The organism is Pseudomonas arvensis (assembly GCF_056688935.1).
On record NZ_CP162038.1, the window covers coordinates 20,020 to 33,346 of the forward strand.

At 60.5% G+C, this 13,327-nt stretch carries 13 protein-coding genes; 7 read left to right on the plus strand and 6 right to left on the minus strand.

The annotated features are described in order from the left end of the window. Positions 1–14 precede the first annotated feature (14 nt). Positions 15–521 (minus strand): peptide deformylase, encoded by a 507-nt coding sequence (gene def, locus AB3G88_RS00085; RefSeq protein ID WP_099586151.1) that lies wholly within the window; start codon positions 519–521, stop codon positions 15–17. A gap of 135 nt (positions 522–656) precedes the next feature. On the opposite strand from def, the gene AB3G88_RS00090 reads away from it, so the two are divergent. The 3 genes from AB3G88_RS00090 (at position 657) to tsaC (ending at position 3,194) form a co-directional block, all read left to right on the plus strand. Then, positions 657–1,424, plus strand: coding sequence for a peptidoglycan-binding protein (locus AB3G88_RS00090; protein WP_099586152.1), 768 nt, complete (start codon positions 657–659; stop codon positions 1,422–1,424). Between the two features lie 63 nt (positions 1,425–1,487). Further along, positions 1,488–2,582 (plus strand): DNA-processing protein DprA, encoded by a 1,095-nt coding sequence (dprA, locus tag AB3G88_RS00095; protein ID WP_480452677.1) that lies wholly within the window; start codon positions 1,488–1,490, stop codon positions 2,580–2,582. Positions 2,583–2,636: 54 nt separating this feature from the next. After that, on the plus strand, positions 2,637–3,194 hold the full coding sequence (gene tsaC / locus AB3G88_RS00100; protein ID WP_099586154.1) for an L-threonylcarbamoyladenylate synthase type 1 TsaC: 558 nt from the start codon (positions 2,637–2,639) through the stop codon (positions 3,192–3,194). Positions 3,195–3,266: 72 nt separating this feature from the next. Here the strand turns inward: tsaC and AB3G88_RS00105 are convergent, their stop codons facing one another. Together AB3G88_RS00105 and AB3G88_RS00110 are read right to left on the minus strand one after the other, a co-directional pair. After that, positions 3,267–4,526 (minus strand): IS256 family transposase, encoded by a 1,260-nt coding sequence (locus AB3G88_RS00105; protein WP_015372597.1) that lies wholly within the window; start codon positions 4,524–4,526, stop codon positions 3,267–3,269. A 147-nt stretch (positions 4,527–4,673) separates the two neighbouring features. Next, positions 4,674–5,651, minus strand: coding sequence for a quinone oxidoreductase family protein (locus AB3G88_RS00110; protein ID WP_480452679.1), 978 nt, complete (start codon positions 5,649–5,651; stop codon positions 4,674–4,676). A 159-nt stretch (positions 5,652–5,810) separates the two neighbouring features. Here AB3G88_RS00110 and hemF point away from each other — a divergent pair, with 159 nt between their 5' ends. After that, the gene (gene hemF, locus AB3G88_RS00115; RefSeq protein ID WP_480452681.1) at positions 5,811–6,743 is read left to right on the plus strand and encodes an oxygen-dependent coproporphyrinogen oxidase; all 933 of its coding nucleotides are present in this window, start codon (positions 5,811–5,813) and stop codon (positions 6,741–6,743) included. Then, on the plus strand, positions 6,743–7,561 hold the full coding sequence (gene aroE / locus AB3G88_RS00120) for a shikimate dehydrogenase (protein ID WP_480452683.1): 819 nt from the start codon (positions 6,743–6,745) through the stop codon (positions 7,559–7,561). The genes hemF and aroE overlap by 1 nt, the downstream gene beginning before the upstream one ends. 16 nt (positions 7,562–7,577) lie before the next feature. On the opposite strand, the gene AB3G88_RS00125 is transcribed toward aroE, so the two are convergent. The 3 genes from AB3G88_RS00125 to betC form a co-directional block, all read right to left on the minus strand. Continuing rightward, positions 7,578–9,146, minus strand: coding sequence for a SulP family inorganic anion transporter (locus AB3G88_RS00125; protein WP_191946638.1), 1,569 nt, complete (start codon positions 9,144–9,146; stop codon positions 7,578–7,580). Positions 9,147–9,434: 288 nt separating this feature from the next. Further along, positions 9,435–10,349: a choline ABC transporter substrate-binding protein gene (choX, locus tag AB3G88_RS00130; protein WP_099586159.1), complete on the minus strand. Its 915-nt coding sequence runs from the start codon at positions 10,347–10,349 to the stop codon at positions 9,435–9,437. Between the two features lie 16 nt (positions 10,350–10,365). After that, positions 10,366–11,880, minus strand: a complete 1,515-nt coding sequence (betC, locus tag AB3G88_RS00135) for a choline-sulfatase (protein ID WP_480452686.1) — start codon at positions 11,878–11,880, stop codon at positions 10,366–10,368. Between the two features lie 103 nt (positions 11,881–11,983). Here betC and AB3G88_RS00140 point away from each other — a divergent pair, with 103 nt between their 5' ends. Then, a complete protein-coding gene (locus AB3G88_RS00140) occupies positions 11,984–12,934 on the plus strand; it encodes a choline sulfate utilization transcriptional regulator (protein WP_099586161.1) in 951 nt (316 codons plus the stop codon). Between the two features lie 31 nt (positions 12,935–12,965). Further along, positions 12,966–13,295: a DOPA 4,5-dioxygenase family protein gene (locus AB3G88_RS00145; RefSeq protein WP_099586162.1), complete on the plus strand. Its 330-nt coding sequence runs from the start codon at positions 12,966–12,968 to the stop codon at positions 13,293–13,295. Positions 13,296–13,327 lie beyond the last annotated feature (32 nt).

Consider the following 13,327-nt stretch of genomic DNA (forward strand, 5'->3'; position numbering starts at 1 on the left):
TTGGAAGGAGGGCATCAAGCTTGCTGGCGATGCTTTTTTTCCAGCTTCTTCTTGATCCGATCACGCTTGAGCGTGGACAGGTAATCGACAAACAGCTTGCCGTTGAGGTGGTCGCATTCGTGTTGGATGCACACCGCCAGCAGGCCTTCGGCAATCAGCTCGAACGGCTTGCCGTCGCGGTCCAGGGCCTTGATCTTGACGCGCAGCGGGCGCTCGACGTTCTCGTAGAACTCCGGCACCGACAGGCAGCCTTCCTGGTATTCGCCCATCTCTTCGGTCAGCGGTTCGAACTCTGGGTTGATGTACACCATCGGTTCGCTGCGGTCTTCCGACAGGTCCATGACCACGATGCGCTGATGCACGTTGACCTGGGTGGCGGCAAGGCCGATACCCGGGGCTTCATACATTGTTTCAAACATGTCATCGACCAACTGACGAACCTTGTCGTCCACTACGGCCACCGGTTTGGCGATCGTGCGCAGGCGCGAGTCGGGGAATTCGAGGATGTTCAAAATAGCCATAAGCGTAATTGCTGCACATGTGAGGTAAAGGCAAATCGGCGGTGGGATGGACCCATACGGCCGGTGTGAAAGGCTCGAAAGCCGCGAAGGCTCTGGCATTTCACGCGAACGCACATAATAAAGGAGATTCACCCCATGAGGAAATCGCTACTCGTCTTGCTGCTGTGGGTTCCGTTTGCCGCAGCCCTGGTTCCCCAACCTGGCCCGCGTCTGGATCTACCGACGCAACAGGCCATCCAGCGCTTTTTATTGCACAACCGCATTCTGGATACGCCCCGGGATCTGGACACAGCGCCTTACATTGTCGCGGCCGAGGCCGGGCGCGTGCTGGGCACCCAGGGCGAGCGTGTGCACGCCAGGGGCGACCTGGACCCGGCCCAGCCGAGCTATGGGATCTTTCGCCGAGGCAAGGTCTATACCGACCCCCAGACCCAGGAACTGCTGGGTATCAATGCCGATGACATTGGTACTGCTCGCTTTGTGATGGCGGGGGACCTCAGCACTCTCGCCGTGCAACGGGCCACCCAGGAGGTGCGTCCTGGGGACCGTCTGCTCCGCGCGCAATTGCCCACGGCGCTGGAGCCTCAGAAATCAGCGCCTTTCATTGAAGGAAAAATCATCGATATCCCGAGGGGCGTGACCCAGATCGGCGTGCTGGACGCCGTCACCCTCAACAAGGGCCGGCGCGACGGGATGGTCGAGGGCCAATTGCTGGCCGTCATCAAAACCGGCGCCACCGTCCGTGACCCGCTAACCGGCGCCCCCACGAAGCTACCCGATGAGCGCGCCGGCACGCTGCTGGTGTTCCGCACCTACGAAAAACTCAGTTATGGCCTGGTTCTCAACGCCTCGCGCCCACTGGCCGTGATGGACCGTTTCGAGACTGCTGAGCAAACGCAATAAATAGCCTGCTAAATAAGTTACCAACAGAGTTATCCACAGCTTGTTCCGGTCAAGGATGATCAGATGTTTCCGATAAACAGCAGTGAAATTTCCCCGTCAGAACTGGAAGCCCGGCTACGCTTGCACCGGCTGCCGGAAGTAGGCCCAAAGCGTTTCAGGTTGTTGATCGAAGCGTTCGGCAGCGCTTCAAAGGCTATCAGTGCACCGGCCAGTGCCTGGCGTGCACTGGGGTTGCCCCCCGTCAGCGCCGACGCCCGGCGCAGTCCGCAAATCCGTGATGGCGCCAGTCAAGCATTGACCTGGTTAGGGCGCCCGGCCCAGCATTTGCTGATGTGGGACCAACCGGAGTACCCCGCTCTGCTCGCCCAGATCGACGATGCGCCACCGTTGTTATTCGTCGCTGGCGACCCTTCAATCCTCGAAAAACCGCAACTGGCGATGGTCGGCAGCCGGCGTGCGTCGCGCCCTGGCATGGACACTGCCGCGGCGTTTTCTCGCAGTTTGGCCAGTGCCGGTTTTGTCATCACCAGTGGCCTTGCGTTGGGTATCGATGGCGCGGCGCATCAAGCGGCATTGGATGTGGGTGGACATACCATCGGCGTGCTTGGCACGGGCCTGGAAAATTTTTATCCACAGCGCCACCGGCGGCTCGCCGAGGCGATGATTGCCCACGGCAGTGCCGTGGTGTCCGAGTTTCCGCTGGATGCCGGGCCCCAGGCGAACAACTTTCCCCGGCGCAATCGCATCATCAGTGGCCTGTCGTTGGGCGTACTGGTGGTGGAGGCCAGCGTGGCCAGTGGCTCGCTGATCACCGCGAAGCTGGCCGCCGAGCAGGGCCGTGAGGTGTACGCGATCCCTGGCTCCATCCATCACCCTGGGGCCAAGGGTTGTCATCAGTTGATCCGCGAAGGTGCGACGCTGGTGGAAACCATCGAGCACATCCTTGAAGGCTTGCGGGGCTGGCAGGCATTGTCGCGCCCCACGCCGATGCCAGTGACCCATCCGTTGGTGGCGTTGCTGCACGCGGCACCTCACACCAGCGAAGCCCTGGCGATTGCCAGCGGCCGACCTTTGTCCCAGGTGCTGGCGACCCTTACCGAGTTGGAACTGGAAGGCCTGGTCATCTGCGAAAGCGGGCGCTGGCTTGCACGCTGCTAGGTTTTGTAACGAAGATCGGTAAACTGCGCAGAGCTTTAGTCCGGAGGGTAAACAATGGTCAACAGGTGGCGTGTGCTGGAAGCCGCACGGGAAATTCGCGCAGGCGCGGTGATTGCCTATCCAACCGAGGCGGTCTGGGGCCTGGGTTGCGACCCTTGGAACGAAGAAGCGGTGGACCGGCTGCTGGCGATCAAGAATCGCTCGGTGGACAAGGGCCTGATCCTGGTTGCCGACAATATCCGTCAGTTCGACTTCCTGTTCGAAGACTTCCCGGATACTTGGATCGACCGCATGGCCAGCACCTGGCCTGGGCCGAATACCTGGTTGGTGCCGCATCAGGATTTACTGCCGCAATGGGTTACCGGTGTGCATGACACCGTGGCGCTGCGGGTCAGCGATCACCCCTTGGTGCGTGATTTATGCGCGCAGGTGGGGCCGTTGATTTCCACCTCGGCCAACCCGCAAGGCCGCCCGGCTGCCCGTACGCGGATTCGTGTGGAGCAGTATTTCCGTGGCCAGGTGGATCTGGTGTTGGGTGGCGCCTTGGGCGGGCGCAAGAACCCCAGCCTGATTCGCAACCTGGCTACGGGTGAGGTGGTGCGGCCTTCCTGAGACCGCGTCGAATGAGAGTGTCAGATTTTTTGTGTTCGGGCCGGTTACGGCCTGCCGTCAGGCAGGCCATCTTTACCAGGTCGGCCTGATAAATCGATCTCCGTACAGAATCGCAAATTGATTCATTGCGTTCTTCCAATCATGAGCTGCACTGCCCCAGTTCGCGGTGATATTTCGTAATGCCAGCCAGATTAGTTTTGTCGCGGCCTCATCCGTTGGGAAGTGGCCTCGCGTCTTGATGACCTTGCGCAACTGGGCATTGATACTCTCGATGGCATTGGTTGTGTAGATCACTTTGCGTATCGCCGGGGGAAACACGAAGAACGGGATAACTCGATCCCAAGCACGTTTCCAAGCTGATACGACTGTCGGATATTGCTTACCCCAAGGCCCGGCTTCGAAAGCCAGTAGCGCTTGTTCTGCGGCGTCAGCATTGAGTGCTTGATAGATCGGTTTCAGTGCCTTGGCCAGCTCACGGCGCTTATCCCACGGGGCGTAATCGAGGCTGTTACGGATCAGGTGGACGATGCAGGTCTGCAACGTCGTCTCAGGAAACACAGCACTCAGCGCTTCGGGCATGCCTTTGAGACCGTCAGTTACGGCGATCAAGACGTCTTCGACGCCTCGGGTTTTCAGGTCGTTAAAGACCTTCATCCAAAATTTGGCGCCTTCGGTTGTTTCAATCCAAATGCCCAGAATATCTCGCGTTCCGTCCGGCAATACTCCCAGTGCCAAGTAGATCGCTTTGTTGCGAACCAAGCCTTCGTCGCGAATTTTGACTCGCAATGCATCGAAGAAAATTACCGGGTACATCGGTTCAAGCGGTCGCTGTTGCCAGGCGGTAACCTCCTCCAACACTGCGTCAGTGACGGAGCTGATGAAATCGTGAGAGACGTCTGTTCCGTACTGTTCAGAGAGAAACGCCCGGATTTCGCGAACCGTCATGCCTCGGGCATACATCGCGATAATCTTGTCATCGAAGCCGGTAAAACGCCGTTCGTGTTTGGGGATCAGAATCGGAGCAAAGCTTCCATCACGGTCTCTGGGAATGTCCAAACGCAGCGGACCGTCATCGGTTAGCACCGTTTTTCCGCTCTTGCCGTTGCGCTGGTTACTCGACTCCTCAGGGCGCTCCGCGCCCTGAGGATAGCCAAGGTGGTGGCCCAACTCGGCACCAAGAGCTCGCTCGATCAGCGCCTTTTTGAACGCCATCGAGGCATCCTGAATGGCTTCGGCACTCATCGGGCCGCTGACGAACTGGTCGATCAGCTCTTGGGGAATGGATGGAAGGTCTCGCGGGGCCTCACGGGCCGGTTTCTTTTTGGTCGGCATACATGCACCTCTATCAACATGTTATGCCCGAACACAAAATTTATGACAGTCCCCGTCGAATCGTCGAACCGCCCCTCCCACATTTGAACCGTGTCCTTCAGGACAACACGGTCAACTGTGGGAGGGGGCTTGCCCCCGATGGGGCCCTCAAGGCAACAGAATGGTCGACCCCGTGGTACGCCGCCCCGACAACTCCGTCTGCGCCTTCGCCGCCTCCGCCAGCGAATACCGCTGGTTGATATCAATGCGCACCTTGCCGCTTTGAATCATCGAAAACAGATCATCCGCCATCGCCTGCAAGTTCGTCGGGTTGTTGGCGTAGGTCGCCAAGGTCGGCCGGGTGACGTACAGCGAGCCTTTGGCCGACAGTATCCCCAGGTTCACGCCATCCACCGCGCCCGACGCGTTCCCGAAGCTCACCACCAATCCACGTGGCGCCACGCTGTCCAGGGACGTCAGCCACGTATCCTTGCCGACGCCGTCGTACACCACCGGGACCTTTTTGCCGTCGGTCAATTCCAGCACGCGCTTTGCCACGTCTTCCTTGCTGTAATCAATGGTTTCCCAGGCGCCGAGGGATTTGGCCAAAGCGGCCTTTTCTGGCGAACTCACGGTACCGATCAACTTCACGCCCAGCGCCTTGGCCCATTGGCAGGCCAGGGAGCCCACACCCCCGGCAGCGGCGTGGAACAGGATGGTTTCGCCGCCCTTCAGTTCATAGGTCTGGCGCAGCAGGTACTGCACGGTCAGACCTTTAAGCATGGCCCCGGCGGCTTGTTCGAAGCTGATATCGTCCGGCAGGTGCACCAGGTTGGCGGCGGGCAATACGTGCAGTTCGCTGTAGGCGCCAAGCGGGCCGCTGCCATAGGCCACGCGGTCGCCGACCTTGAATTGGCTGACTTCGCTGCCAACGGCGTCAACCACGCCGGCGCCTTCTGCGCCCAGGCTGGACGGCAAGGCGGGCGGCGCATACAGGCCGCTGCGGAAATAGGTGTCGATGAAGTTCAGGCCAATGGCCTCGTTACGCACCCGAACCTGCTGCGGGCCCGGCTCCGCCGGCGTGTAGTCGACATATTCAAGTACATCGGGGCCGCCATGGGCGCTGAACTGGATACGTTTTGCCATCTGCCTTCTCCTTGGTTCGAACTCGCGTAGCCGCTTATCGAACTCCTAAGCTTGATCTTCGTCAACTGCGACGGCATAGGGTGCGGTGTTATCCTGTGCGCCCATTTGCCGCCGACGCCCAATGGCCTCGCGTAGCTTTGCCCGATTCAAGGTGATGCCATGACTACCCGCACCGAGGCTGTAAAGGCCTACCTGCTTGACCTGCAAGACCGCATTTGCAGCGCCCTGGAAACCTTCGAGACGGACACTCGCTTTATCGAAGACGCCTGGACCCGGCCTGCCGGCGGCGGCGGTCGCACCCGTGTGATCGAAAACGGCGCGGTGATCGAAAAAGGCGGCGTTAACTTTTCCCACGTCTTCGGCAGCGGCCTCCCACCCTCCGCCAGCGCACACCGCCCTGAACTGGCCGGTCGCGGCTTTGAAGCCCTCGGCGTGTCGCTGGTGATCCACCCGCACAACCCCCATGTGCCGACGTCCCACGCCAACGTGCGCTTTTTCATCGCCGAAAAAGAGGGCGAAGAGCCGGTGTGGTGGTTCGGCGGCGGCTTTGACCTCACCCCGTATTACGGCAACGAAGAAGACTGCATCCACTGGCACCGCGTGGCCGAGCAGGCCTGTGCGCCGTTCGGGCCGGACGTGTACTCGCGCTACAAGGCTTGGTGCGATACCTATTTCCACATCAAGCACCGCAACGAGCCCCGTGGCATCGGCGGGCTGTTTTTCGATGACTTGAACGAGTGGGACTTCAACACCTGCTTCGCCTTCATCCGCGCCATCGGCGATGCCTATATCGATGCCTATCTGCCGATCGTGCAGCGCCGCAAGGCCACGGCCTATACCGAGCAGCAGCGCCAGTTCCAGGAATTCCGGCGTGGCCGCTATGTTGAATTCAACCTGGTCTACGACCGTGGCACGCTGTTCGGCCTGCAATCGGGCGGGCGTACCGAGTCGATCCTGATGTCGTTGCCGCCGCAAGTGCGCTGGGGCTATGACTGGAAAGCCGAGGCCGGCAGCGAAGAAGCGCGCCTCACCGATTACTTCCTGCAAGACCGCGACTGGCTCGGCCTTGCCGCGCCTAAGGCGACCGTCTGATGGATCGTTATGTCGTATTCGGCAACCCCATCGGGCACAGCAAGTCGCCGCTGATTCACCGCATGTTCGCCGAGCAGACCGGCGAACAATTGGACTACAGCACCTTGCTTGCTCCCCTGGAGGATTTCACCGGGTGTGCCCGTGAGTTTTTCCTGCAAGGGCGTGGCGCCAACGTCACCGTACCGTTCAAGGAAGACGCCTGCCGCCTGGCCAACAACCTCACCCAACGCGCCCAACGCGCCGGGGCGGTGAACACGCTGAGCAAGTTGGCCGATGGCACGCTGCTGGGTGATAACACCGACGGCGCCGGCCTGGTGCGCGACCTGACGGTCAACGCCGGGTTGAGCCTGCAAGGCAAACGCATCCTGTTGCTGGGTGCCGGTGGCGCGGTACGCGGCGTGTTGGAGCCGTTGCTGGCCGAGCGGCCTGCTTCCTTGATCATCGCCAACCGCACCGTGGCAAAGGCCGAGTTGCTCGCTAAACTGTTCGACGACTTGGGCCCGGTGTCTGCCAGTGGTTTCGACTGGCTGCGTGAGCCGGTGGACGTGATCATCAATGCCACGTCTGCCAGTCTGTCAGGCGATGTACCGCCGATTGCCGGCAGCCTGATCGAACCGGGTAAGACCTTTTGCTACGACATGATGTACGCCAAGGAGCCGACCGCGTTTTGCCGTTGGGCGTCCGAGCAAGATGCTGCGGTGGCGATGGATGGCCTGGGCATGCTGGTTGAGCAGGCGGCCGAAGCGTTTTTCCTGTGGCGCGGTGTGCGCCCGGAGTCGGCGCCGGTGTTGGCTGAGCTACGTCGTCAGTTAGCCTGATACATTTGAACCGCGTTCAGTTCTCGAAATGGAGGGGGCATTTGTCGGCCCCTTCCAGCTTCTTCAGTTCTTCCACTACCTGCGGCCGCGCCCCGCGCAATGTCAGGCTACGCCCCAGCCCCTTCAATCGCCGCGCCTCCTGGTGCAGCATCTCCACCCCGGAATAGTCGATAAAGTTGATCTGCTGCGCTTCGATCACCACCCGCTCGCCCTGTAAACGTTGCAGGCGCACTTGCAGGTAGTGGCTGGCGCCGAAAAAGATCGAGCCGCCGACGCGCAATACGTCGTCGCGACCGTCGCGCCATTGCTGAACCCGTGGCTGCGACGTGCGTTTGAGATAGAAAAACAGTGACGCCAGCACCCCCGCATAGATCGCCGTTTGCAGCTCCAGCAGCAAGGTGGCGACGAAGGTCAGGCTCATCACCACAAACTCGGCGCGGCTGACCCGGAACAATGCGCGAATCCCGCGGTGATCCACCAGACCCCAGCAAATCAGCAGGATGCTCGCCGCCATGCTTGGGATCGGAATATGCGCGATCAATGCTGCGCCAAACAACGCAAACAGCGCCACCCACAACGCGGAAAACATCCCGGCCAACGGCGAGCAGGCACCCGCCTCATAGCTGAGGCCCGAGCGGGTAAAGGACCCGGCCGACAAGTAGCCGGAGAAAAATCCGCCGACGATATTGGATAAACCCTGCGCGCGAACTTCCTGATTCGCGTCGAGCAACTGTTGCGAACGTGCCGACAACGAGCGGGCAATCGACAGGCTGGTCACCAGCCCCAGCATGCCCACCGCCACGGCGCTGGGCAGCAGGCGCAGGATCATGTCCAGGTCCAACGGTAACGGGCTGAACGGCGGCAGTTTGCCGATAAACGAACTGACCAATGCCACATGCCCGAACATCGCCGGCCACAGCCATGCGGCGACGCTGCTTAAGGCCAGTGCGATCAACAGTGTCGGCCAGCGCGGCACCAGGTACTTGAGCACTGCGCCCACCAGCAATGTACTCAAGCCCAGGGCAAGCGAGGCGTGGTCCCATTGGCCGCCATGCTCGATCAACGCCAGCAGGCTATTGATCGCCGTGGCCTGGCTAGGCAAGTCCAGCCCCAGCAGATTGGGCAGCTGACCGAGCGCGATCACGACGGCGGCGCCCAAGGTGAAGCCCAGCACTACCGAATGAGAGACAAAGTTCACCAGCGCGCCAAAGCGCAGCATGCCCAGCAACCACTGGAATACCCCCGCGAGGAACGTCAGCAACAGGATCAAGGTGATGTAGTCCTGTGAGCCCGGTACGGCCAGTGGACTGACACTGGCATACAGCACGATGGAAATCGCCGCCGTAGGGCCGCAGATCAGATGCCAGGACGAGCCCCACAGGCAGGCGATCAGCACCGGAATGATGGCGGCATACAGGCCGTACTCCGGTGGGAGACCGGCGATCAGCGCGTAGGCAATCGACTGCGGCAGGGCAAGCACGGCGCCACTGAGGCCCACCAGCGCATCCCGGCCGACACTGGCACGGGTTTGGCGTGGGAGCCAGCTGAGGAAGGGGAACAGTGTGTGGCGGTTGGGCCGTGGCATCAGAGGCTCGGATTTAAAGGGTTAAACCAGAATAACATCGGGCTGCACGTAGATACCGTCTAGAGCCTCACCGGGCAAGCGCAAGCTTCGGATCGTAGCAGCTGTCGAGCCTTGGCGAGGCTGCGTAGCGGACGTATTGACACCCCGCGATCTGCGGGGCGCCAACGCAGCCTCGCTTGCGCTCGACAGCTGCTACAAGGCGAAATGTGCGCTTGCCCGGTGAGGGTGAAGACGGTATCTACGACCCGAAACTTGAAGACGGGATCTACAGGGGAAAGGGGGCAGGCGTTAGAGTTTGGCTTTGACTGCGGCCAATGCATCCTGGCCATCCACGGTTTTAACCCCATCAAGCCACTTATCCAGCACAGCCGGATTGGCCTTGATCCACGCCTTCGCAGCCTCGGCATTGCTGACCTTGTTGTTGGCCACCTCGGCCATGATGCTGTTCTCCATTTCCTGGGTAAAACTCAAGTTGGTCAGCAGTTTTCCTACGTTCGGGCAGGCCTGTGCATAACCCTTGCGGGTCAGGGTATACACGCTGCCTGTGTCACCAAAGTACTTTTCCCCGCCTTTGAGGTAGTGCATTTTCAACTGCACGTTCATTGGGTGCGGGGTCCAGCCGAGGAAGGTGACGAAGCGTTGTTTTTTCACCGCCCGTGACACTTCAGCCAGCATCGCCTGTTCGCTGGACTCGATCAGTTTCCATTGGCCGAGCTCGAAGTCGTTCTTCTTGATGATCTCCTGCAACGAGATATTCGCCGGCGCGCCGGAGCCGATGCCGTAGATCTTCTTGTCGAACTTGTCGGCGAATTTGTTCAGGTCGGCAAAGTCATGCACACCCGCGTCCCACACGTAATCCGGCACGGCGAGGGTGAACTCGGTGCCGTCGAGGTTTTTTGCCAGTTGCACCACATCGCCGTTGGCCACGAACTTGTCGTAAAACCCCTGCTGCGCGGGCATCCAGTTGCCCATGAACACATCCACCTGGCCGTCCTTGAGCCCGCCAAAGGTAATCGGCACCGCGAGGGTGTCGACCTTGGGTTTGTAGCCCATGCCCGTCAGCAGAAAACCGGTGATGGCGTTGGTGGCCGCGATATCGCTCCAGCCTGGATCGGCCATTTTCACGGTTTCACAGCTGGTGTCTGCATACACATTAGCGCTGCCCAGCACCAGCATGCCCACTATCACAGATAACTTTTGCATGGCCTTCCCTCTGTATTTATTGGTTTTGGCAGGGTTGTGGATAACGTGCCTTGCGCTCCAGGTCATCGAGGTCGATATGGTTGCGCATGTACTGCTGACTGGCGTCTACCAGTGGCTGGTGATCCCAGCTCTTCAGCTTGCCTTGGGTCAGCGCCTCGAATACCAGGCGCCGACGGCGTTGGCTGGCGAGCACCTGCTGGTGGATCGCCGGGATGTCCCATTTGGCCCGCGCTTCACTTAAAAACGCCTCGAACAGTGACCGATGCTGCGGTGACTGGCTGAGATCTTCCTGCTCGTGCGGGTCGTTGTGCAGATCGAACAGCAGGCAGGGATCGTCTTCGCTGTAGATGAATTTATAGGCGCCCCGGCGAATCATCATCAGCGGGCTGATGGTGCCTTCGGCCATGTACTCGCCAAACACTTCGTCGTGCCCGCCCTGCCCTTGCAAGTGCGGGACCAGTGAGCGGCCATCCAGTGGCAGGTGTGGGTCGAGTTCGCCGCCGGCCAGTTCCACCAGGGTCGGCAGCAGGTCGGCGGTGGACACTGCGTGGGAAACGCGGCCCGCCGCAAACTGCCCCGGTGCACAGACCAGCAGCGGCACGCGGGCGGCCATTTCAAACCAGTGCATTTTGTACCAGAGGCCGCGCTCGCCGAGCATGTCGCCGTGGTCACCGGAGAACACGATGATGGTGTCGTCGGCCAGGCCGGTGTCTTGCAGGGTTTGCAGCAGCTTGCCGACATTGCTGTCGATGTAGCTGCAGGCACCGAAGTAAGCCCGGCGCGCATCGCGGATCTTATCCACAGGCAGCGGCTTGTCCCATAGGTCGTAGACCTTGAGCAGGCGTTGGGAATGCGGGTCGAGATCAGCTTGCGCGGGTGTTGCAGGCAACGGGATGTCGTTGTCGTCGTACAGATCCCAGAATGGCTTGGGAATCGTGTACGGGTCGTGGGGATGGGTCATCGACACGGTCAGGCAGAACGGCTGGTCGCCGTCTTCACGAATATGGTCGAACAGGTACTGTTGGGCCTTGAACACCACCTCTTCGTCGAAATCCAGCTGATTGGTGCGCACGCAGGGACCGGCTTGCAGTACCGAGGACATATTGTGATACCAACTGGGGCGCACGTCCGGCTCATCCCAGTTCACCGCCCAGCCGTAGTCAGCGGGGTAGATGTCGCTGGTCAGGCGTTCTTCATAGCCGTGCAACTGGTCCGGCCCGCAGAAGTGCATCTTGCCCGACAGCGCGGTGCGGTAACCGAGGCGACGCAGGTAGTGGGCATAAGTCGGTACATCGGCGGGCAAATCCGCCGCATTGTCGTAGGCGCCGATCTTGCTCGGCAACTGGCCGCTGACCAAGGTGAAGCGCGACGGCGCGCACAGTGGGCTATTGCAATAGGCAGCGTCGAACACCACGCCTTGTTCGGCGAGGCGGCTGAGATTTGGCAGCTTGATCGTGGAAGGTCCGTAGAACGGCAGCATCGGCGCGGCCATTTGATCGGCCATGATGAAAAGAATGTTCTTGCGCTTCATGGGTTCTAGGCATTCCATAGGCGGTGTTTATGCGAATGAGCATGCAGCCCATGGAAAATGGGGTAAAGCCCATAAAAAGCAATGTCTAGGATAAGCACAGCTTATGTATGAGTCCCTGGGTGACCTGTCCCTCGACCTGCTGCGCGCATTTGAAGCGGCGGCACGCCATCGCAGTTTTACCGCCGCCGCGATGGAACTGGGCACCACCCAGCCCGCGATCAGCCAGCAGATCAAGCGCCTCGAAGAACAGCTGGCGGTGCGCCTGTTTGATCGCATCTATCGCGGTATCGAACTGACGGACGCCGGCGCCCTGCTGTTCGAGCACGTGCAAGGTGGCCTGCAGAGCATCAATCAGGGCCTCAGCGCCATCACCCAGCAGGACCAGCACGAAGTGCTGCAAGTGGCCACCGACTTCGCCTTCGCCGCCTACTGGCTGATGCCGCGCCTGCACCGCTTCCACCAGGCCAATCCTCAGGTCGATGTGAGCCTGGTGACCAGTGAACGCAACCACGCCACCCTGCGCAGCGACATTGACGTGGCGGTGCTGTTTGGCGACGGCCGCTTCAAGCAGGGCGACAGCCTGTGGCTGTTCAATGAGGAAGTGTTTCCGGTGTGCAGCCCGCAGTGGCTCAAGGCGCAACCCGCACCACTGACCCTGCAGAACTTGCACGATGTGCCGCTGCTGCACCTGCGCCAGGAAAACAACAGCCAGTGGTTCGACTGGAGCGGCGTGTTCCGCGAGCTGGGCATCACCGCAGCGCCCACCCCCGGCCAGCTGCGTTTCGACAACTACACCCTGCTGATCCAGGCGGCGATTGCCGGCCAGGGCGTCGCCATCGGCTGGCGCCATTTGGTGGATAACCTGCTGGAGCAGAACTGGCTGTGCCGACCGATCAGCGACACCGTGATCTCACGTTTCGGCTACTACGTGGTACAGCCCCAGCGCAAACGCCGGGGGCAGTTGGTCGAGCGTTTTGTCGAGTGGCTGGTGGCCGAGCAGGCCAGCAGCGCGCAGTCGTTGACCGGGCTGGCCCTGCCGTCGATTGCGGTCTAGGATTTGGCGCATATTGGATCCGGAGTCCGTCATGCAACGTATCAAGGGCTATCACGCCCATATCTACTTTGACGCAAACACCCTTGAGCAGGCGCGCACTCTGTGCGAAGACGCTGCCAAACTCTTCCCGCTGCGCATGGGGCGTGTACACGAAAAGCCCGTCGGCCCGCACCCGGACTGGAGTTGCCAATTGGCATTCGACGCCGAATACATCGGCGTCGTGCTGCCGTGGCTGGTGATCCATCGCGACGGCTTGGTGGTGTTCCTGCACCCGGATACCGGCGACGATTTAAAGGATCACACCGACTACGCGATCTGGATGGGCGCCATGCGTGACCTGAACTTGTCAGCCTTTTCTTAAATTCCGTCCCTGAATGTGGGATTGATATTTAT